The following is a 21939-nucleotide window of genomic DNA, read 5'->3' on the forward strand; positions in this document are numbered from 1 at the left end:
ATAAGATACAATAATGAACATTTCTTTTAGGACGATTGCGTACTGGCTATGCTATATAGGGTATTTATATATCATTGCGCCATCAGCAATAAAAAAAATCATACAACATTCAGGAATGATGCAAAGTATGCAATCGCTGGGTTTTGACAAAACTTGGACGATAGCTATTGGCATAGCTGAAATCATAGGTGTGCTGCTTGTTATTGCAGGGTTATACAAATCGCAACTCCGAACATTGGGCATTTTGCTTTTATTTCCCTTTGCCATTGGAGCGTTTACAACGCATATGGCACATCAGGAGTATTATCACTTTTATAATTCGCTGACAATGTGTTTTCTCTCTTTCATTTTAGTATGCCTTGACGGACGGGTTAAGATAGACCTGTCACAAATTGTAAAAGAAGTAAAATGAAGCATCACGAAAAATTACCCATAATTTCTCTTTTAGCACTTACCGTCTCTGGTTTTATTGCTATAATAACCGAAACATTGCCAGCAGGGTTGCTTCCTCAAATAAGCAGTGGTATTGGGGTTTCGGAAGCTTATGCTGGTCAGTTCATTACTTTATATGCATTGGGGTCGGTATTGTCAGCCATTCCCGTAATCAGTTGGACGAGGAACTGGAATAGAAAACCGTTGCTTTTAGTGGCAGTCGCAGGTTTTTTCGTTTTCAATTTGACCACTTTTTTCTTGCAGTCGTATTACCTTTTATTGGCTGTCCGTTTTATGGCAGGAGTAAGTGCAGGTATAATCTGGGGATTGCTAACAGGCTACACTATACGAATGGTTAGTCCGAAATTAGCAGGAAAAGCCTTAGCTATTGTTGGAGTAGGTCAGCCAATTGCTTTGTCTTTGGGTGTGCCATTAGCCACTTGGTTAGGTGGCGCGATTGGTTGGGCAACTATTTTCTTAATCATTGCAATACTGTCCTTAATCGTATTGTTTTGGATTATTTTCTTAGTTCCCGACTTTTCGGTAGAACAAAAAACAGAAAGTACACCATTTAATGCCGTTTTTTCAAACAAGAAAATTCAAAAGATATTATTCATAACATTATTTTGGATTTTAGCCCACAATTTATTGTACACTTATATTGCTCCATATCTAACTGCAAAGGATTTGGTAAACCAAATTGATTGGATATTGCTTTTGTTCGGTGTATTTTCCATACTCGGAATTTGGTTGACAGGATTATGGATAGACAAGCATTTACAAAAATTAGTTATTATCAATTTAGGTCTATTCGTGTTTGCAGGAGTTTTACTTTGGTTCGGAAATTCCAATTCTATCGTTATTTTAATGGGTATAGCAATGTGGGGCTATTCTTTTGGTGGGGCTCCGATATTATTGCAAAAAGATTTGGCTGATGTTGCCCAAGAAAATGTAGATATAGCCCAATCAATATTCGTTACAATATTTAATCTTGCTGTGGCAGGAGGAGGTCTTTTAGGTGGTTTGTTATTAGAATATTGGGGAGTAAATTATATTGTTATTGTATTGATAGCACTAACCTTGGTGGCATTAGGAACAGTAGGTTTTAAAAGAACATACATTAAAAAACTTTAACCTAAGTAGTAGGAAAATTTGACGGACTTATTTTTTTCATAACCAAACTAGACATATGGTCAATCTTAAACCAATTGAATGAAAACAGAACAAACAAAAATAACAGCCGTAGCATCGTTGCTTACAAGTGCAATCATCATCGGGTTTTCGTATGTAGTGCTGAAAACAGGACTAAAATACGCTTCGCCTTTTACGGTACTGATTGACAGGCTTGTGATTGCTGTACTTGTTATTTTACTTTTAAAGGAAACTTTCTGTTTCAGAATTTCGGCATAAAACACATCACATCTTCAGAGGCTTCTATCATTTATTCGCTTATTCCTATCTTCACTACAATCACTTCGGCAATAGTGCTGAAAGAAAGAACAACAGGATTGCAGAAATTCGGGATTTTGCTTTCGTTTGGTGGAATGGCTTATATTTCTTTTCATTCGTTCAGCGGATTTTCAGAAAGTGCAACAGGTTATCTGCTGATATTTTGTTCCTTGCTCTCAATGGTATTTTATTATGTATTCCTGAAAAAGAGCGTAGCCAAAATATCGCCTATCAGTATTACCTATTACCTTATTTTATTTGCCGTATTATCGTCAGTAGTGGTGTATTTTGGGTGGGAGCTTATCAATTTTCAGACATTACCCGATTTACACCGATTGGAAAATTACGGTTACATTTTGGCAGTCCTGTATTTGGGTATCTTATCTACGCTTGGTACATCTTTGTTTACTTCGATAGGCATTAAGAATTTATCTGCCGCACAAACCTCAATTTTCAACAACATAAGTCCGTTTTTCGGCATTTTGGCAGGAGTGCTGGTAATGGACGATATATTGCAAACATATCAGATTATCGGTGCGGTCTCCATATTCACAGGAATGTTTATCAGCTTGAAATATACGGTAAAGGGATAGGATATAATGAAACTTTTAAAAAACATATAGTTATGCAGATATTAAATAATTTAAAATGGAGGTATGCAACCAAAAAATTTGATGCAGATAAAAAAATCAGCGACAAACAACTTTCCTGTCTGAAAGAAGCTGTACGCCTGTCTGTATCATCCTATGGCTTGCAATTGTACAAAGTATTGATAGTATCAGACCCCGAAATAAAGAAACAGTTACAACCTCTTTGTTGGCAACAAAGCCAAATTGCAGACTGTTCACACCTGTTTATTTTTTGCAGTTACAAAAACTATAACGATAATGATGTGGACGATTATATTAAACTTGTAACTACGGAACAAGGACTTGAATACGTGACACTTGAAGGCTACGGTGCTTTTATCAAAGGTAAAGTTTCGGAAAAAACAGCTATGGAGCAAACCGCTTGGCTCGAACGGCAACCTTATTTGGCAGTTTCAAACCTAATAATGGCTTGTGCAGAACAACAGATAGACACCTGTCCAATGGAGGGTTTTACTACAGAAGATATAAACCGTTTTTTTCACTTAAATAGTAAAAACCTGAATGCAGTTGTAATGGTAGCCGTTGGGTACAGGTCGAAAGATGATATAGCACAATATAGGAAAAAAGTCAGAAAAACAGAAGCGGATTTATTTGAAATTGTAGGAGGTTGAAATAACAGTTTTGGTATTTCTGCAATAGGGAAGATTTATATTAGAAAAGAAGTACAATAAACAAACTAACGGAAATGACGTTTTCATTAAATCATATTACCCCGGAGATACAGCAAAAAGAAAACGCAATTTCGCTGTCTGCTCTTAATATCATTGATGAAGCGTATCAAATGACCATATACCTGCAAGAATATTTGGGGTCGATAAGGGAGGATGTTACAAAACAAGGTTTTAAAAACCATTGGGAAGAAATCAATTTCTTTCGTAACATTAGACCGTATATCCTCTCAAAGCTCATATACCACAATAAGATATTTCGTATGCAGACAGCTTGTCCTATTGACGGAGGGAAAATGTATGCCAGTTATTTTTCAGAGCAATTACAGGAGCTGAAACAGGAATACAGGGAACATATCTACAATTCAGATTTTTACAGATATTATCGTTCAGGAAGAACCGATCGTGATGAAACCTATTTTAGACTAGGCAACATCAATCTTCATGATGGTCTGAATAGTTTCGTCTTTGAAATTGCCCGCTGTTTTCAACCTATTATGACAACAAAGTGGCTCGTATAATAGCCAATGAATTACTCTATACCTACATACTCCAAAAAATCAACGATGATGAAATAGCAAGCTCTCTTTCTGCAAGGGATATTACATCTGATGGTATTCTTTGGACGGATACCAAAAATGCCCTGATAGAATTGATTTATGCGCTGTATGCGAATGGTTCTGTTTCCTACGGTAAAATAGGAATACGAAAAATCAGTTTTGTCTTAGAAAAACTGTTTCAGATTACTTTAGGAGATCTGCATAATTCTTTTCATCGAATGAAATATCGTGCTGGTTCCCGAACCGCATTTTTAGACCAACTGAAATCTTCTTTGGAAGAATATATGGACAAGGATTTATAGAGGTATCAAAAACAAACAAAAAGGGAAGAGCAAGATAAGGTTTGCCCTATTTACCCAACTTAGATAGGGCTTTTATTAAGCCCTATTTTTTACCCTGTTGCATCTAAAGTAATAGTCAGGTATTAAAAATATTTGTAAGGATTTGAAAAAAATAAATTTTGTACATTTGCTATGAGCTAACGGAAACACGTTGAAAAACAAAGCAATAAGCACCGTTACCAAATCGTTACCTGACTTTTTTGATAATCTTTATAAAAGCTTAGTATTCAACCAATACAGCTTTTCCCTGAAAACTTTAAAATAAATTGTCATACGAAGCATCAGCCTTTAAAGGAAAAGGCGGTGTATGCCCTGCTAAAATGTGGTATTTAAACAGCCGCATTCCTTTTTTCCAACTGCCCAATGATATTCTTAAGCATCGCGGGAACAATCAGCTGATGAAAAGGACGGACAGGTAAGAAATATAAAATTCCGAGCCAGTTATGAAATTTCACCGTCGTTGAAATCGTCAGTGAGTTTTCAGTGCCTGCATTTTTATCAAATAAGAGGGAGATCCGGAAATCCAAATGCTTGTCATCCTCCCCAAGGATAATTTCGTTTTCAGTTTTATCAAATACCTTAAAAAGACCGACACGCTCTCCCACTTCACATGTAAACTCTTCTGCATTTTGGGTGCGGCAGGTTTCAGCTCCCGTTTTTAAACCCAGTAAACCCACTACTTTATTTCTGAATGCAAACATTTTCTTTCCCCATTGAGGCCCGCTTGTAAAGAAAGCTTTTCCAATATCAGCAATCTCTGTTTTCTGTCCGTTTCCAGGTAGTATTCCTGCAAAACTGTCTGCATAATCAAAACCGTTTTTTTCCCTGGATAAAACAGATTTTTCAGGAAACTCAATTTTTTTAACTTTCATATTCATAGGTATTAATGTAACAAATGTAGGCAACTTTCAAAACAATTAAAAGTTTTTTTAAACAAATGTTTATTTAATTTTTTCCTGTGAATTTTTATTTGTCATTGGTAGATCGTCTTAAATATTTCATTAAATTCGGTATCCATAAAATCTTTGTTATTTATGATACAACTTCCTTTATCAAAGCTTTCCAATGTGGGAACTACTATTTTCAGCCAAATGACCCAGCTGGCCAATGAAAACGAGGCTATCAACCTGTCACAGGGGTTTCCTGACTTCATGCCTGATATGGAGCTTTTGAACCATGCAGATCATTTTATTAAGAAAGGTTTTAATCAATATGCCCCATTGGGAGGAATGATGGGTCTGAAGGAGGAGATTGCCCGTAAAATTGAAAACAGCCATCAGTCTGCCTATCATCCTGATTCAGAAATAACTGTGACTGCAGGAGGAACTCAGGCTATTTTCACGGCCATCGCGGCATTTGTTAAAAAAGAAGATGAAGTCATTATTTTCGAACCCGCTTATGATTGTTATGAACCTACTGTAGAACTCTTCGGTGGCATTGTCAGACGTTTCGAAATGAAGTCTCCCGACTATGAAATTGATTGGAATGCCGTAAAAAATTTGGTCAGCGATAAAACCAAAATGATTATTCTCAACAACCCGAACAACCCTTCAGGGAAGATCCTGAAAGAGCATGATATCCGGGAGCTGATCCAGATTGTAAAAGGCACATCCATTCTTATTTTAAGTGATGAAGTGTATGAAAATATTGTTTTTGACGGAAAACAGCACTTAAGCATCTGCAAATATCCTGAGCTGAAAGAAAGAAGCCTTCTGGTAGCTTCTTTCGGCAAGCTCTTCCATGTCACAGGCTGGAAAGTGGGGTATTGCGCGGCCCCGAAAAACCTGACAGATGAGTTCAGAAAGGTTCACCAGTTCAATGTTTTCTGCGTAAACACTCCTATTCAGCTGGCTCTGGCTGAGTACATGAAAAATGATGAGCACTACACCTATCTCAGTCAGTTTTTCCAGGAAAAAAGAGATTTTTTGAGAAAAGGCCTTTCCGGGACTTCTTTTGAGCTCTTGGATTGTGAAGGAACCTATTTTCAGGCTGTGAAATACAATAAGATTTCAGATAAAAATGATTTTGATTTTGCTACCGAACTTACCATTAATCATAAAGTAGCCAGTGTTCCTTTCTCTTCATTTTATAAAAATAAATTGAACGAAAATGTGATCAGGCTTTGTTTTGCTAAAAAGCAGGAAACATTGGAAAAGGCCATTGAAAACCTTTCAAAACTTTAATTTTCTATTCCAAAAAATTGTTGGCCGCAAAATGTCAGGCTGCAGGTCTTCCCGGGATAGCTGATCATTTTTTCCTAAATAAGTGATTTATTATTCATATTTTTATATATTCGTAATAACCAATACGTTAAACGAAAACTATGAAAAAACAAAATTTAGAAAAAGGAAAAAAACTGACTAAGAATGAGCTAACATTCATCACCGGAGGCCTTGGTAATGTAAGGTGTACAACCTCTCCCGGACATTGTAAATATATCGGCCCGGGCTGTGCAGAACCGGAATGTCAGCTTCCTATCCCGGTTGATCCTATTGAAATTATTGAGCCCGGTGTTTTATAACAATACAGCAAAGAACCAACGATATCACGTTGGTTCTTCTATTTTTGTACTAAAGAAGTTGTCTAAGCTTTATTTTGTCAGTCCTGTTTATCGTCTCAAATCTTATAAAAACATTCCTCCGGAAACCTCAATCCTTTGTCCGGTGATCCATCCTGCCTCTTCAGTACACAGGAAAGCCACTACTCCACCGATGTCATCAGGAAGACCTACTCTTCCCAACGCAGTGGCACCGGCTACTGTAGCATTGATTTCTTTATTATCTCTCACTCTTCCGCCGCCAAAATCGGTGTCAATAGCTCCCGGAGCAACAACATTAGCTTTGATTTTTCTTGCTCCCAGCTCTTTAGCCATATACCTGGTAAGCATTTCCACCCCGGCTTTTATTGAGCCATACACAGATGATCCGGGGGTAGCAAACCTTGCGAGTCCCGAAGAAATATTGATAATTCCACCCCCATCATTGATAAACGGCAGGAGTTTCTGTGTTAAGAAAAACACCCCCTTGAAATGAATATCAACAATATCATCCATCTGATCTTCCGTAACTTCTGTAATCGGTGAATATAAAGCTGTCCCCGCATTATTGACAAGATAATCAATATTTGGGCTTCCGGTATTTTGCTGTATATGGCCGGTAACTTCTTTCACGAATCCGTCAAAACTTTTACGGTCTTTTGTATCCAGCTGAAAGGCAGCCGCATTTCTGCCCATCGCTTTGATTTCACTCACTACCGCTTCAGCTTCCTCTTTATTACTTCTGTACGTGATGATCACATCTAAGCCTTTTTGAGCAATTTTAAGCGCTGAATTTTTTCCCAATCCCCGGTTTCCTCCGGTGACCAATGCAATATTTGTTTTTGTGTCCATTTTATTTTGATTATTTTGATGCTGCAAAGTTGAGCTATTTTCAGAATGAGATCCTTGCTAGAATCAATCTGAAATTTGTAAAATTCAAATCATGAACGGAATTCGAGTGGTGCAAAGGTTGTTTTCCTTTTAAAAAAGTTTGAAAAATGAGCGATTTCCTCAAAGCCCAAAGCATAAGAAATTTCAGAGACATTCCATTTGGTTTGTTTTAAAAGGATTTTAGCTTCCTGGATAATACGGTCAGCAATAAACTCTGTGGTTGTTTTTCCCGTGCTTTCTTTGAGTTTTTTATTCAGATAATTAACATGAACAGCCAGTCTGTCCGCATAATCCTTCGCCGTTTTCAGCTTCAGTCTTTGTTCTGAAGATTCTATCGGAAACTGTCTCTCCAATAATTCTATAAATAAAGAAACTACCCGTATAGAAGCATCATTCGAGGTTGAAATCTTAGTTGCCGGCTGCAGCTTCTGCCCATAGTGAACAAGCTCCTGGACGTAATTTCGAATCAGGTCATATTTAAAGAGATAATCTGAGCCGATTTCTTTTTTTATTTTCTTAAAAAGTACTTCAATCTCACCGGCCAGTTCATCATCAATTTCAAATATGGGAACTCCGCCCGGCTGAAAAATAGGCAGGTCTTCAAGGCTGTTATAAGATTTATCTTTCATAAAAAAGTCTTCCGTGAAGACACAGAAACTTCCTGACTGGTCAGGAGATTCCGGAATCCAATGGTAAGGGACCTTGGGGGTTGCAAACAGTAAAGCATTCTGCTGTATGGAAACAACCTTATCTGCATATTCGGCTCTGTTTTTACCTCTGATGAAGCTGATCTTATAATATTTTCTTCTGTTATAAGGCATTTCTGAGGTAGTTTTTGCTCTTTCCAGGGTCTGGGCTATATCAAAAACATTAAAATGCCCGATATCTTTATGAAGTCCTTTCGGGAAAATACTTTCCAGCTCTTTTCCAAGCTTGGCAGCCATCTCCCTATAAAAATCTTCAAGTGAAGTATGAGCAATCTTTTCCATAGCAGATAATTTGTACCATTCAAAGATACGAAGTCTGACAGAGATAAAAACATCTCATTTTTTTAAAATATCAATCTTTAATAAATTTAGAACTCAGGTTACCTATTGTATAAAAGTAAGTTCCTTTCGGTAAGTTTTGAACATCAATAGAAATTTGATCATCCACAGCACTGAAAGACCTGCTTACTATCATTTTTCCGGCCATATCATACACATCAACTTTATTAAAGCCATTTCCAGGATTTATAATAGTTAAAGTCTTATTTGCAGGTACCGGAAATGCTGAAAGTTTAGTTTTAGACAGAATTTCTTTTGTTGAAAGTGAAGTGGTAGGCAATTTATAAATTTCAGTTGAATGGGTATCCTGATTGAATAACCTTAATTTGTTGGTATGGGTTGTGTTGTCATGATAAACATTGATGTCATATTCATCACTAAACTTATAATTGGGACCAAATTCATGCAGAACATTCCCGTCTTCATTATAAATCCGTATGATATATTCGCGTTCATACGTTACGTTGTTATACTTTTCAAATGTGATCATCACTTCCAGTTTATTATCGGTATTAAAAACGTTCTTGGAAAGGACAAAATTATTATTATACTGGTCTATAAACACACTATATCCGCTTGGTACCGATGGTGTAAATTGTTTGTACAATACATAATCTGCTCTGTACATTTTCACCTGGCTGATATTAGACCCGGTTGAATAATAAAATGTTTCGCCGGCATTGGTATAAACCTGCAAGTTTTCCGAACTGAAATTTTTTTCAAGCGTGATTTGGCTAAACATAAGCGCTGTCATTGCCGTTCCTATCAGGGACATCATTTTTTTCATGGTATTTATTTTTTATTGTAATGCAGTACAAAAGTATTTTGTAATAAGGATATTCCCTTATGGAAATCCGTAATGACGGACCATACAACAGGAATTTTTTGCAGTTTATCTTTGTTTCCACAGAACATCGTTAACCAACCCAGAAATATTGTGGAACTTTATTTTTGTCCTTCAGCGCAAGCCATACAACAATTTCTGCCTTGTAAAAACATGGTTTCAATTTAAATTTTTCCATAAAAAGTGATATACACTCATTTATTTTTACTACATTCGTTTTAACTAACTCACTAAAAATCAAAACAATGAAAAATCAAAATCTAAACAACGGAAAAAAATTAAACAAAAAAGAGTTAAAAGTCATTACCGGCGGAAAAGAGATGTGCTGGCTTCCCACATTAGAATGCAAAAAAATTTCTTTCGCCTGTGCAGAACTACAGTGCCAGCCCGGGCCAATAGAACTTGAATAAGGTATTATATGCAAAAAGCGCTCCTCATTGAGGAGCGCTTTTTATTGTGTATCATAGTGATATCCATCTTTGCCTTCCATTTCTTTTCCGATTCTTCAGAGCTCATATTGTTGTAATGAGATTCAGCACTATCTTCCTTGAAAGCTCTATATTTTGTAAGGGCTGTCATTTCAAGATATCCGGGTTTTTCGTTAAGAATCTGTTGAACGGTATAAGGCTTTTGCCCTTCATAGGTTTCCGATATTTTATCCTTAAGGGTCATGAAGCATCGGTCTTCTATCGTTTTGGAACACGAAATAAATAAAGGAACCACTGCAAAATATAAAATTTTCATGATTAACGTTTGGCAGCCCCATGCAAAAAACGCTCCCAAATTCATGGAAGCGTTTTTTATTTATAACTAACTTTAATATTTTCTTATACGTTGAATCTGAAGTGCATGATGTCTCCATCCTGAACTACATATTCTTTACCTTCTACAGAAAGTTTTCCGGCTTCTTTTACTTTTACTTCTGAACCGAAGCTGATATAATCATTATATTTGATAACTTCTGCACGGATGAATCCTTTCTCAAAATCTGTATGGATTACTCCGGCAGCCTGAGGAGCAGTCCATCCCTGTCCGATTGTCCATGCTCTTACTTCTTTTACTCCTGCAGTGAAATAAGTCTGAAGTTTTAACAGGTCGTAAGCTTTTCTGATCAGACGGTTTACGCCCGGCTCCTTAAGGCCCAGCTCTTCAAGGAAGATCTCTCTTTCTTCAAAAGTCTCCAGCTCATTGATGTCTGCTTCAATCTGAGCCGCTAAAACAACCACTTCAGCGCCTTCAGTTTTAGCCATTTCTTCAATTTTACTAATCCAGTCGTTTCCGTTTTTGATAGAATTTTCATCTACATTACAAACGTAAAGCACCGGTTTGTTTGTCAGCAGCTGAACATCTCCGATAATAGATTTCGTAAAGTCATCAGTGGCAAATTCTCTAGCATTTTTCCCATCTTCCAGGAACTTCTGCAGGTTTTGAAGGGTTTCATACGTCAGGATATCTTCTTTCTTTCCGGACTTGATGAATTTTTTAGCTTTCTCAACTGCTTTCCCTACTGTTTCAAGGTCTTTCAGCTGTAATTCAATATCGATAATTTCTTTATCTCTTAACGGATCTACAGAACCTTCAACGTGAACGATATTTCCGTTATCAAAACATCTTAAAACGTGGATGATCGCCTCACACTCACGGATATTGGCTAAGAACTGGTTTCCCAATCCTTCTCCTTTGCTGGCTCCTTTCACAAGACCTGCAATATCAACGATTTCAACTACAGCCGGTAAAACTCTTTCAGGTTTTACGATTTTCTCCAGTTCAAACAATCTCTGATCCGGTACAGAAACCGTTCCAAGGTTCGGTTCAATGGTACAGAAAGGATAGTTTGCTGATTGAGCTTTTGCATTGCTCAGACAGTTAAAAAGAGTTGATTTACCTACATTCGGCAGGCCTACGATTCCACATTTCATATTGTAAAATTCAAAGTTTAAGGTTTAGGGTTTAAAGTTCAATGTCTAAGGTTTACAGTTTTTATACCGTTCCCTTACTGATTGAACCTTGAACTTTCAGCGTGCAAAGATAGTAATTTTAATGCGAGTTTCATAATAAAAAAATCTGCCGGAATTCCGGCAGATTTTTAAACGGTTTAGCTTTACCCGTCAGGCACTAGGGATTATCCCCGGTAGCATTCTGTGCCAATGGCACGTCGTTCGGAGCTTCCTGTAAGGTTTTATCTAAAGTAAATAAAGATTCATCAGTGGCTCTGTCTCCACCGGCAATTTTTAATTTGTCAATTAAGTTTTGGGCTAATGTTTCTTCTTCGATCTGTTCCTGTACAAACCACTGCATAAAGTTCCAGGTGGCCCAATCTTTTTCAGCCATGGACAGATCTACAATTTTGTAAATGGCTGTGGTATTCTCCACCTCATGTTTAAACACCCCATCAAAACAGGCAGTCAGTGATTCCGGATCTGCCGGAGGGGCCGGAATTGCATCAACTTTTGGTTTCCCGCCTCTGTTTAAAATATATTCCATGAATTTAATCGAATGGTTCCTTTCTTCCTGGGCATGACGGTAAAGAAAATTGGCAATTCCCTGATAGCCTTTGTCATCGGCCCAAATTCCATACGATAAAAAAACGTGTGATGCATGAATTTCTTTGTTCATCTGGTCACTAAGTGCTTTTTCCACGGTTGCGGAAAGTCTGTTAGTATTCATAATGTTATATTTTGGTGATTATAGCACCCATAATGCAAAAATGATTCCGAGACGGTTTTTATGTTGAGCAGAACACGCTATACGACAATTACAATACACTGTTTTACAGAATTTTAAAATAATAATTTATAGTTATTCTAAAATAAAATCAATATACGTAAAAGCATGAAGCATTGCCGGGATTCCTTCCCGGCACTCTGAATAAGAAAAACCAGCTCTGTTCAGAACTGGTTGATTATGTAACAATGTAGAAAACATTATTGAAATTCCTTCGTTGCGCTGTGAATAACATTAAAAGAAAACGTATTACCTGTTTCGCAATTTCTCTTTTTTGCCTTTCCGCTCAAATTATCTAATCTTCTTGGCGATATAATCGCTTTCGTTTCCTAATCTGTCAATTGCTTTGATTGCTATGGCATTTAATTTTTTGCCGTCTTTGAACTTAGGGATATCTTTTGAAAGCTGGTCCAACGTTAAAATTTCAGTTTCCCAGACTCCGTTATACTGTGTGAAAAGTACCCATTGAAAAACATCTGCTATATTTTTTGTACTCCAGCTTGTCTGTGCAAAGCTTCCATTATCCGTAATAAATAAGGTGGGAGTCTGCAAAGGGACCGCCTTGATCCACGGGGTTTTCGGAATAAGTGCTTTTTCACTGTAAGGTCCGTTTTTCAGGACGGGAAGCATGTTTGGGTTTTTTGTAAGGCCGGCGATGCTCCAGTGGATTTCCCCGGCATCTTTTTTGAGGATATTCCTTGAAATTTCAATCTGATTTTTAATTTCCGCCGGTCGGTCGGACACTCTGATCTCAACCGTGTTTAAACCCGGCCACAAATGACGGTTCATGGTATTTTCAGACTGCCACCAGCTTAACAGGGCTTCAAAGCTCTGTCCTTTTGAATCAATCGGCCAGTATAACTGTGGAGAGAAATAATCTACCCAGCCTTTATTTAGCCATAACCTGGCATCTGCATACAGCTCGTCATATTGTGAAGAGCCTACAATTCCTGCCGGATATCCCGGTTTCCAAATTCCAAACGGGCTGATCCCGAATCTGACATAAGGCTTTTCGGCATGAATTTCTTTATAGATACGTTCTACAAATTTATTAACGTTATCTCTTCTCCAATCTGCCCTGGACAGGGTTCCGCCACTGCTTACGTAGGCATTCCATGTGGCATTGTCCGGGAAGTCTGCTCCTTTATTGTAAGTGGCATACGGATAGAAATAATCATCAAAGTGAACGGCATCAATATCATATCTTTTCACAATATCCTTTACCACATTGGAAACATGGCCCTGTGTTTTCGGGTTGGCCGGATCAAACCAGTACATTCCGTTCTTTAATCTTACGACAATATCGGAAAGTTTATTGGCCATTGACAGGCTGTTCACTGAACCTCCATTGGTATGATGGGCACGGTAAGGGTTTAGCCATACATGAAGTTCCAGTCCTCTTTTGTGAGCTTCTTCTATCCAAAACTGAAGCGGATCATAATTGGGATAAGGAGCAGCTCCGGTTTCTCCGGTCAAAAAATAAGACCACGGTTCAATATTGCTGGTATACAAAGCATCTGCCGAAGGCCTGATCTGAAAAATGGCAGCGTTAAAATTGTTATTTTTCAGCATATCCAGCATGCTGATGGCTTCTGCCTTCTGCTGTTCTACCGTAAGGTTATTTTTTGATGGCCAGTTGATATTGGCAACACTGGCAATCCAGGCACCACGGAATTCTCTTTGAATCTCAGGAAGATTGGTTCTGAAAGTTTCTTCTGCCGGAGTTGTTGCTGACGGTTGGGTTACCGCTACGGGAGCTTTTGGTTGGGAGGGAGTATGGTTAGGTTTTGGGGCATTTTTAGCGGGAGGAGCTTTTGTGGTATTGCTCTGAACGGAACACGAAGTACTGTAAGATGCAAAAATTCCCAATAAAGCAATAAGTTTTAATTGATTCATTCTCATAGTCTGCAAAACTATTTTAAATTATTTTTATTTCTTAGAGATTATTATGCCAAAATAAACATTTTAGCATTGAGTTATAGAAAAAAAGCCTCGAAAATCGAGGCTTTGATTTTATAGATAAGAATTTGATTAAGCTTTCGCCGATCTTTCCACTCTTTTTCTTTCTTCTTCAGAAAGAAGTTTCTTTCTCATTCTGATAAAGTTCGGAGTTACCTCGATACATTCATCATGCTGGATATATTCCATACATTCTTCAAGTGAGAATAAGATTTTCGGAGCAACGCCGGTATCTTTATCTTTTCCTGAAGCTCTCATATTGTTCAGCTGTTTTGCTTCTACGATGTTTACCACAAGATCTCCCGGTTTGTTTTGTTCACCAATGATCATTCCAGCATAGATTTCTTCACCCGGATCAACAAAGAACTTACCTCTGTCCTGTAATTTAGCAATAGAATATTCTGTAGCCGGACCTTGCGTTTTACTGATCAATACCCCGTTATTTCTTCCAGGAATCGCCCCTTTGAAAGGTTTGTATTCTGTGAAACGGTGTGCCATAATAGCTTCACCAGCAGTTGCCGTTAACATTTGAGAACGAAGTCCGATCAACCCTCTTGAAGGAATCTCGAATTCCATATGCTGCATTTCACCTTTAGTTTCCATAATGTGAAGGTCTCCTTTTCTCTGAGTTGCCAAATCGATAACTCTTGAAGCAAATTCTTCCGGAACGTCAACAACCAAAGATTCATAAGGCTCACATTTTTCACCATCGATTTCTCTTAAGATAACCTGTGGCTGTCCGATCGTCATTTCATATCCTTCTCTTCTCATGGTTTCAATCAAAACAGATAAGTGAAGAATACCTCTACCGAAAACCAGGAATGTGTTGGCATCATCAGTCTGCTGAACTCTTAATGCCAAGTTCTTCTCCAATTCTTTTGTCAGTCTCTCTTTCAGGTGATTGGAAGTAACATACTTACCATCTTTACCGAAGAAAGGTGAATTGTTGATAGAGAAGGTCATGTTCAATGTAGGTTCATCAATAGCAGTTCTTTCCAATGGTTCAGGATTTTCAAGATCTACGAAAGAATCGCCGATCTGGAAAGCATCGAAACCTACCACAGCACAGATATCCCCTGCCTGTACTTCAGTTACTTTTTTCTTTCCTAATCCTTCAAAAACGTAAAGTTCTTTTACTTTTCCTTTTACAATTTTACCGTCTGCCTGGGCAAGACCGATCCATTGAGATTCTTTAATCTCCCCTCTTGTTACTTTTCCGATGGCAATTCTTCCTAAGAATGAAGAATAATCAAGAGAAGTAATCTGCATCTGAAGGTTTCCTTCTGTTACTTTCGGAGCAGGAACGTATTGTAAGATACCATCCAATAATGGTAAGATATCTTCAGTCTGCTCTAATGAAGTATTGAACCAACCTTGTTTTGAAGATCCGTAGAATGTAGGGAAATCCAACTGCTCTTCTGTAGCCTCAAGGTTGAAGAACAAATCGAATACCTGATCATGAACTTCATCCGGACGGCAGTTTGGTTTGTCTACTTTATTAATAACCACTAATGGTCTAAGTCCTAGTTCCAAAGCTTTCTGTAGTACAAATCTTGTCTGCGGCATTGGTCCTTCAAAAGCATCTACCAACAAGATAACCCCATCTGCCATTTTAAGAACTCTTTCTACTTCTCCACCAAAATCGGCGTGACCTGGTGTATCAATTACGTTAATTTTAGTGTCTTTATAAGTAACAGAAATATTCTTGGATAAGATGGTGATCCCTCTTTCTCTTTCAAGATCGTTGTTATCCATAATTAACTCTCCACTCTCCTGATTTTCTCTGAAAATGTTGGTAGCGTGAATGATCTTGTCAACCAAAGTTGTTTTTCCGTGGTCAACGTGTGCGATAATCGCAATATTTCTAATGTTTTGCATATAAGATTTTTACGGGTGCAAAAATAGTGATTTTTAATGAATTAATTAAAAAGTTTATGCAATATTTAACAATTTCATAATGAGAATTTTAGATAATTCCACTTTGGAATAGGTGAAAAAAATATGTTGCGACACGTTCTGGCGTCCTCCTGTTTTATCTTTGTTTCCCTACCGTCCGGCAGGAATACATTTCATTACTTATTAATTTTTAAAAACCAAAAAATGATAAACAATTTGAGCTTACTGACCATTAATGAATTCATTGATTCTCAGGACCCTACTTTAGACAAAGAAATTGTAACATTGATCGATCAATATAGCGGAGAGCTTGTCAATTTCAAAAAACACCATCTGCCGGTTCCCGCCAACGGCCGCTATCTTTACCGTACCAAAGTCAACAGCGATGAGTCAATAGTGTATTATAAAAGAATCGTATCCCATGAGATCTCTATAAAAATTGCAGAAGTTTATGGTGACGGCAATACTGATGATTCCCATGCGATTCAGCAGCTTATTGATGAAATGGAAACAGGGCAGGTTTTGCATTTGGACAACAAAAGATATATGCTCCATCAGCCGTTACAGATCAATAAAGCGATCAAAATAAAAGGTTCCGCCACAAAAAGCAGCGTCAGCTTCCCTCCTTTTCTGATAACCAATAATAATGACGGCATTATGATCAACACCTCAGGAGCCGTGCTGGAAGGTTTTGGAATTTACAATATCATCTGGTACACTATGTCTCCTAACGGCCATACAGGAGTCAAAGTGAATGGTTCACCGGCAAGTCACGCTTATGATATCATCTTAAGAGATCTTACGATCAGGGGATATCAGACTGCATTAGATGTCAATTATCTATGGTCCTCACAAATTCAAACCGTAAAAACAGAGAACTGCAAGGTAGGAATCCTTGTCAGAGGACAGTCTGTCAATAATGAGATTTCCAATAACACCTCTATTGCTATTACCCCTGATTATGACATTCCCGGCAGCAGAGGAATCTGGTTTGAAGGAACGGCATCCAAAGAAGGATGGAGAATTATTGACACTTTCATCTGCAATGTTTACGAAGGAATTTATGCTGAAAATACATCCCGGGTCAGCATTTTGAACAGTATGATCGATTTTTGCAGACATGTTGGAATTGGTATTGCTGAAGATTGCAACAACTGGAATATTAACAGCAATTATATCGCCCTCCGGCAACCCGGATATGGAATCTGTTTAACCAATCATGTTCAGGGTTCAAAATTTACCCGTGGAAATAAAATTCTTGATAATGATATAGTCATGTATGATCATCCTGAAACGGATCATATCTCTATAGGAATCAATATTGCCGGAAAAGGTTCACTTTATGATGATCTAAGGGGAAATTCCGTCAAGGGTTTTAAAGTATATGACATACAAGCAGCATCCGGATTAAAAACGACAATCTCTTACAATAAATGCCTGTCTGAAATTCATCCCAATATTATGGGCAATTTTATTACGAATGATAATGTGGGAACGGTTTATGAGCAAAACCTGAATGATTCTTTATGCCTGGGAAAAGTAAATATAATCTAGATCCTCCTCAATATGCGGAGCCTTTACGGCTGTTTTTTTTATAGCCACCGTATCTTTATATCAATGTCTTATCAACCGATAAAGTACTACAAGATCAATTAAAACCACCAGGATAAACTTGACCAGGAATGATTTTTTAGAGACTTTATGATTAAATACGATCATTCCCGCAGCAGCTCCCAGTATTCCGCCAACAAGAGAGAGTCCTAAAAGAGTATTTTCAGATATTCTTCTTTTATGCTGAACCGCAAGTTTTTTATCAATTCCAAAAATAATAAAGCTCAACAGGTTGGTTACCGACAGTACGTAAATCATCGGGGGCAAATGTATTAATTTTTTTAATGACCTGCCAACGGTTTTCATCCCTGGAAAAGAGAGCTGCCTTACGTTCAAAGCTGTGCCGTTCTACTATGCTTATAACAAAATAAAAATCAATTTTGGGGATAGTTATTGGTTAGCCCTTGTTTTATTTTGAAATTGTCAAATATTTTTTAAATTTAACAAAAAAATAACGACAAATAAGAACAATAAAATCAATTATAATTAATGAAATAAATAAAATACAACAAATCAATAAAAAAAATAAACTAACCAATAACCAGAAATCTCGATAATCAACCATGAATAAACTTTACTTATCATTGATCTCTTCTTTTGTTGCCTTGAGCTCATTCCAATCTCTTGCTGCTCAGAGAAGGCACATAAACCTGTTTGGAAAAAATTATCCGGAGCAGGATATTCCCAGGTACGGAAAAGATATTATCTGTGCATCTTCTGAATATGAAGATTATTTAAAAAGGACCTATCCCGAGAGAGCCTCCGTTGAAGACTTTGAAAAATGGATGGCTGTAAAACTTAAAGAAGGACGGCAGCAAAAATCATACAACAACGGCATCATCACGATTCCGGTTGTAGTACATGTTCTTCACAGCGGACAGCCTATCGGAACCGGTCCCAACATTTCAGACAATCAGATTTTATCACAAATCACCGTACTCAATCAGGATTTCAGAAGGATGTCCGGCACCCCGGGATGGAATACAAGCAGTGTAGGCGGTGACGCACTTATTCAGTTCGCCCTGGCAAAAGTAGATCCCAAAGGGAATCCAACGAACGGAATTGACCGTGTTAAGTATTGTGATTATGATTTTGGTGAAGTTCCCACCAGGGTAAAACCAGAAACCGTATGGAATCCGGAAAAATATATGAACGTATGGATTTTTGACACTGCCGGGATCGGAGCTTTTGCCCAATTCCCGTCGACCTCAGATATTCCCGGAATTCCCTCATATGTAGGAGAAGCTGTCACTGACGGCATTACCGTAGACTATACGTTATTCGGCAGTGCTGATTATGACGACGGAACCTTTCACCTGAAAAATAATGACGTAAGAGGAAGGACCGCCACTCATGAAGTAGGCCACTTTTTAGGATTAAGGCATATCTGGGGTGATAATTTCTGCAGTACAGATTTTTGTGATGATACTCCGGTACATTATATGTCCAACTATGGCTGTCCCACCCATCCTAAACCTAACAGCTGCGGATCATCAGATGAAATGTTTGAAAACTATATGGATTACACGAGTGATGCCTGCAAAAATATTTTCACACAGGATCAGATTGCCCGAATGGCCGTTGTTCTCAACAACTCCCCCAGAAGAGCGGGGTTAAAATCATCTGTGGCGGATCAAGCTATTCCATTGTTTGCCAATGATGCTGAGCTTAAAATCGAAAGAAGCTGCAATACCAATACTGCCCAGTCCTGCACTCCTTATTATCTTGAATTCTCATTGTACAACCGGGGGACTGCCAACCTTACCTCTGCCGACATCAGCTATACCGTTTCCGGAGGCAGTACACAAACCTACCACTGGACGGGTTCTGTACTTCCCGGGCAATCCGACACCTTCAGTGTTCCTGTCCCTGCAGGAGCCGCTGCTGGTAATGTATTCGCCTATATTACAGAGGTCAATAACGTTACGGATCAAAGATCTTCCAACAATACTGCCATAGGCCGTTATATTCCTCCGGTTAATGTACAGAGCTATGGATTTTCATCGGTAAAGCTGCAGCTTCAATTGGATATGTATCCGTTTGAAACGGACTGGCAGCTGACCAACAGCACCGGAACTGTATTATATTCCGGAGGTCCTTATAGCAATAATTCCATGGGACTCATTACGGAAATCTGGAATCTAAATCCTGATGAATGCTATATTTTTACAATTAATGATAAGGCCGGCAATGGAATATGCTGTGGATTTGGCGAGGGAAAAATCACTTTGAAATCTGCGGATGATTCCGTTATTATTTATCATTGGATTGGAAAATTCAACCACACCCAATCCATTGCTTTCAAACTGGACAGCCAATTATCCACCAAAGAAACGGAAAAGCCTAAGCTTCAGATATTCCCGATCCCGGCCACCGATATTCTTTCTATCAGCAATGTGTCGGACAATACTGATTTCATTATCACCAATGAAGCAGGGCAAATGATCAGTTCAGGAAAGATCAGAAATAATATGATCCCTATTGCCCAGCTTACCCCAGGGAATTATATTTTATCCATCCTTGGAAAAGACAGCCGCATTCATTTAAAATTCATTAAAAAATAAAGGGTTTGCCTGACCTATTAAAAAAAGTTGACTATAATTACTTACAGTCAACTTTTTTATGTATCATTTACGGATTAATCTTATTGTTTTCCTTCTCTGATCTCTTCTACCATTTTCGCATTAAAAGCGGGTAAGTCTTTTGGAGTTCTGCTTGTTACCAGCCCATGATCTACCACTACTTCACGATCTTCCCAATAAGCACCTGCATTTTTCAGATCTTTACTGATTGAATTCACTGAGGTCATATTTTTTCCTTTTACCACTTCAGCATTGATTAAAATCTGCGGTCCATGACAGATGGCGGCAACGGGCTTGCGCTGTTGAAAAAAGTCCTGAACAAATGCTAAAGCTTTATCATCTGTTCTTAGCTGATCAGGATTGATGACTCCTCCGGGCAAAACTAAAGCATCATATTCGGAAGCCTGTGCTTCGTCCAGTGTCTTGTCAACCTGATAGTCTTTACCCCAGTCTTTCTCTGCCCAGGCCTTGATCGTTCCAGGCTTTGGACTTACAATATGAGCTGTCCATCCCTGCTGTTCTAAATATTCTTTTGGAGATTGAAGTTCGCTTTCCTCAAAGCCGTTTGTTGCCAGAATTGCAATTTTTTTTGACATGATTTTATAATTTAAGTGTTATTATACTTAAAGAGAAAAAATAATGCCGTTCCCGGGTTATCAATTACTAAAAAAAGTTAAAGAAGTACCACAAAAAAAGCTGCCTTATCTAAGGCAGCTCTTATTCATTTTATATCCGGAGATTATTTTTTAGCTTTTACATCAATGGCAATTTCGATGTCTTTGCTGATCATCCATTCCGCAGGATCTGCTTCTGAAGTACCGAATTTGATTCCCCAATCAGCTCTGTTTACGGTAAACTTAGCCTGAATAGAAGCTGAATTATCCGCTACCTCTACTTTTGCAGGGAAAGTAACATTCATTGTTTTTCCTGATAATGTAAGGTTTCCACTTACTGTTTTATTAGCTCCGGCAACTGCATCTTTCGGTGCTTCTTTCAAATCTGTAACACTTGTAATCTTGAAATCTGAAGTAGGATTTTTCGCCGTATCAAAGAAATCAGGATTTTTCAGGTGAGCTTCCAGATCTGCCGGTTTTTTATCCTTCTCAGTTACTGAAGCCGGATCCACTTTGATAGAATTCATATCGATCACAAAGTTTCCTGCAGAAACCTGACCTCCGTCAACACTTATATCTCCTGATTTTACACTCAGTGTTCCCCAACGAGGTGCCATACCTCCTTTGTGGGTAGCTTTCCAGTTTACCACAGAAGTGGCGGCGTCCACGGCCAACACCTCTCCTTTGCTTTCTGCGACGGCCTGTTCAGTAGCCACTCCCGTACTTGATTTTTCTTTATTATTACATGATGCTGCCAGCAATCCTACTCCTACTAATGCAATTACGCTAATTTTTTTCATATTAACCTGTTTAAAAAATTTGTATTTAAGACCCCAAAAATAGAAAAACTTTATTTCTATCTCCTTAACATACATCAAGAAATGATTTTTTTTTAATATAAGAGTCACGATCCCTCCTAAAAATCAACGGTATCGGCTGATAAATCATCTGCATAGAGGCAATAGCACTAGATGCCGGTCCCGGATTTAACGGCTATGAAAATAAAACCCAAACCCAATACTCCGGCTGGATACTCGTAAAAACAGGGAATAATGACCGCAAGCACTTCAATAATTTCTCCTTAATTCTTTTTACAAAAGCATGAAGTCCTCTGCCTTTAAAGGCAGAGGACTTAT

General features: G+C 38.1%; 22 protein-coding genes and 1 pseudogene. 11 read left to right on the top strand and 12 right to left on the bottom strand.

Annotated elements, in window-relative coordinates; all coding sequences use genetic code 11:
• Positions 1-13: 13 nt before the first annotated feature.
• From MUW56_RS01000 to MUW56_RS01025, 6 genes and pseudogenes are all read left to right on the top strand, one after another.
• Positions 14-412: a DoxX family protein gene (locus MUW56_RS01000; RefSeq protein ID WP_292011426.1), complete on the top strand. Its 399-nt coding sequence runs from the start codon at positions 14-16 to the stop codon at positions 410-412.
• A complete protein-coding gene (locus MUW56_RS01005) occupies positions 409-1566 on the top strand; it encodes an MFS transporter (RefSeq protein ID WP_292011427.1) in 1158 nt (385 codons plus the stop codon). The genes MUW56_RS01000 and MUW56_RS01005 overlap by 4 nt, the downstream gene beginning before the upstream one ends.
• Positions 1567-1644: 78 nt before the next feature.
• Positions 1645-1842 carry a hypothetical protein gene (locus MUW56_RS01010; protein ID WP_292011428.1) on the top strand — a complete coding sequence of 66 codons (198 nt, stop codon included), beginning with the start codon at positions 1645-1647 and terminating at the stop codon, positions 1840-1842.
• A gap of 5 nt (positions 1843-1847) precedes the next feature.
• Positions 1848-2474: a DMT family transporter gene (locus MUW56_RS01015; RefSeq protein ID WP_292015358.1), complete on the top strand. Its 627-nt coding sequence runs from the start codon at positions 1848-1850 to the stop codon at positions 2472-2474.
• A gap of 32 nt (positions 2475-2506) precedes the next feature.
• Positions 2507-3142: an NAD(P)H-dependent oxidoreductase gene (locus MUW56_RS01020; protein WP_292011429.1), complete on the top strand. Its 636-nt coding sequence runs from the start codon at positions 2507-2509 to the stop codon at positions 3140-3142.
• A gap of 74 nt (positions 3143-3216) precedes the next feature.
• Positions 3217-4061, top strand: a pseudogene (locus tag MUW56_RS01025) (RteC domain-containing protein).
• 368 nt (positions 4062-4429) lie between these two features.
• On the opposite strand, the gene MUW56_RS01030 reads toward MUW56_RS01025, so the two are convergent.
• Positions 4430-4972 carry a DUF2867 domain-containing protein gene (locus tag MUW56_RS01030; RefSeq protein ID WP_292011430.1) on the bottom strand — a complete coding sequence of 181 codons (543 nt, stop codon included), beginning with the start codon at positions 4970-4972 and terminating at the stop codon, positions 4430-4432.
• Positions 4973-5134: 162 nt separating this feature from the next.
• Here MUW56_RS01030 and MUW56_RS01035 point away from each other — a divergent pair, with 162 nt between their 5' ends.
• Positions 5135-6283, top strand: coding sequence for a methionine aminotransferase (locus tag MUW56_RS01035; RefSeq protein ID WP_292011431.1), 1149 nt, complete (start codon positions 5135-5137; stop codon positions 6281-6283).
• 140 nt (positions 6284-6423) lie between these two features.
• Positions 6424-6621, top strand: a complete 198-nt coding sequence (locus MUW56_RS01040) for a hypothetical protein (RefSeq protein WP_292011432.1) — start codon at positions 6424-6426, stop codon at positions 6619-6621.
• 102 nt (positions 6622-6723) lie between these two features.
• Here the strand turns inward: MUW56_RS01040 and MUW56_RS01045 are convergent, their stop codons facing one another.
• From MUW56_RS01045 to MUW56_RS01055, 3 genes are all read right to left on the bottom strand, one after another.
• Positions 6724-7488 carry an SDR family oxidoreductase gene (locus MUW56_RS01045; RefSeq protein WP_292011433.1) on the bottom strand — a complete coding sequence of 255 codons (765 nt, stop codon included), beginning with the start codon at positions 7486-7488 and terminating at the stop codon, positions 6724-6726.
• Positions 7489-7577: 89 nt separating this feature from the next.
• Complete coding sequence (locus MUW56_RS01050) at positions 7578-8516, bottom strand: AraC family transcriptional regulator (protein WP_292011434.1); 939 nt, start codon at positions 8514-8516, stop codon at positions 7578-7580.
• Between the two features lie 70 nt (positions 8517-8586).
• The gene (locus tag MUW56_RS01055; protein ID WP_292011435.1) at positions 8587-9360 is read right to left on the bottom strand and encodes a T9SS type A sorting domain-containing protein; all 774 of its coding nucleotides are present in this window, start codon (positions 9358-9360) and stop codon (positions 8587-8589) included.
• Positions 9361-9662: 302 nt separating this feature from the next.
• Between MUW56_RS01055 and MUW56_RS01060 the strand changes: the two genes are divergently transcribed.
• Positions 9663-9827 (top strand): ComC/BlpC family leader-containing pheromone/bacteriocin, encoded by a 165-nt coding sequence (locus MUW56_RS01060; RefSeq protein ID WP_292011436.1) that lies wholly within the window; start codon positions 9663-9665, stop codon positions 9825-9827.
• A 4-nt stretch (positions 9828-9831) separates the two neighbouring features.
• Here the strand turns inward: MUW56_RS01060 and MUW56_RS01065 are convergent, their stop codons facing one another.
• The 5 genes from MUW56_RS01065 to typA form a co-directional block, all read right to left on the bottom strand.
• Complete coding sequence (locus MUW56_RS01065; RefSeq protein ID WP_292011437.1) at positions 9832-10161, bottom strand: hypothetical protein; 330 nt, start codon at positions 10159-10161, stop codon at positions 9832-9834.
• Positions 10162-10244: 83 nt separating this feature from the next.
• Positions 10245-11336: a redox-regulated ATPase YchF gene (gene ychF / locus MUW56_RS01070; RefSeq protein ID WP_292011438.1), complete on the bottom strand. Its 1092-nt coding sequence runs from the start codon at positions 11334-11336 to the stop codon at positions 10245-10247.
• Between the two features lie 196 nt (positions 11337-11532).
• Positions 11533-12084, bottom strand: a complete 552-nt coding sequence (locus MUW56_RS01075) for a ferritin (protein WP_292011439.1) — start codon at positions 12082-12084, stop codon at positions 11533-11535.
• 348 nt (positions 12085-12432) lie between these two features.
• The gene (locus tag MUW56_RS01080) at positions 12433-14043 is read right to left on the bottom strand and encodes a family 10 glycosylhydrolase (protein ID WP_292011440.1); all 1611 of its coding nucleotides are present in this window, start codon (positions 14041-14043) and stop codon (positions 12433-12435) included.
• A gap of 129 nt (positions 14044-14172) precedes the next feature.
• On the bottom strand, positions 14173-15978 hold the full coding sequence (gene typA / locus MUW56_RS01085) for a translational GTPase TypA (protein WP_292011441.1): 1806 nt from the start codon (positions 15976-15978) through the stop codon (positions 14173-14175).
• 222 nt (positions 15979-16200) lie between these two features.
• Here typA and MUW56_RS01090 point away from each other — a divergent pair, with 222 nt between their 5' ends.
• The gene (locus MUW56_RS01090) at positions 16201-17550 is read left to right on the top strand and encodes a right-handed parallel beta-helix repeat-containing protein (protein ID WP_292011442.1); all 1350 of its coding nucleotides are present in this window, start codon (positions 16201-16203) and stop codon (positions 17548-17550) included.
• Between the two features lie 60 nt (positions 17551-17610).
• Here MUW56_RS01090 and MUW56_RS01095 read toward each other — a convergent pair whose 3' ends face one another.
• Positions 17611-17865, bottom strand: coding sequence for a DUF1294 domain-containing protein (locus MUW56_RS01095; protein WP_292015359.1), 255 nt, complete (start codon positions 17863-17865; stop codon positions 17611-17613).
• Between the two features lie 305 nt (positions 17866-18170).
• Here MUW56_RS01095 and MUW56_RS01100 point away from each other — a divergent pair, with 305 nt between their 5' ends.
• Positions 18171-20171: a M43 family zinc metalloprotease gene (locus tag MUW56_RS01100; RefSeq protein ID WP_292011443.1), complete on the top strand. Its 2001-nt coding sequence runs from the start codon at positions 18171-18173 to the stop codon at positions 20169-20171.
• Between the two features lie 80 nt (positions 20172-20251).
• Here the strand turns inward: MUW56_RS01100 and MUW56_RS01105 are convergent, their stop codons facing one another.
• Together MUW56_RS01105 and MUW56_RS01110 are read right to left on the bottom strand one after the other, a co-directional pair.
• Complete coding sequence (locus MUW56_RS01105; protein WP_292011444.1) at positions 20252-20785, bottom strand: type 1 glutamine amidotransferase domain-containing protein; 534 nt, start codon at positions 20783-20785, stop codon at positions 20252-20254.
• 143 nt (positions 20786-20928) lie between these two features.
• Entirely contained in the window at positions 20929-21603 is a 675-nt protein-coding gene (locus MUW56_RS01110) for a YceI family protein (RefSeq protein ID WP_292011445.1), read from the bottom strand.
• Between the last annotated feature and the right edge of the window lie 336 nt (positions 21604-21939).

The organism is Chryseobacterium sp. (assembly GCF_022869225.1).
Lineage (GTDB): Bacteria > Bacteroidota > Bacteroidia > Flavobacteriales > Weeksellaceae > Chryseobacterium.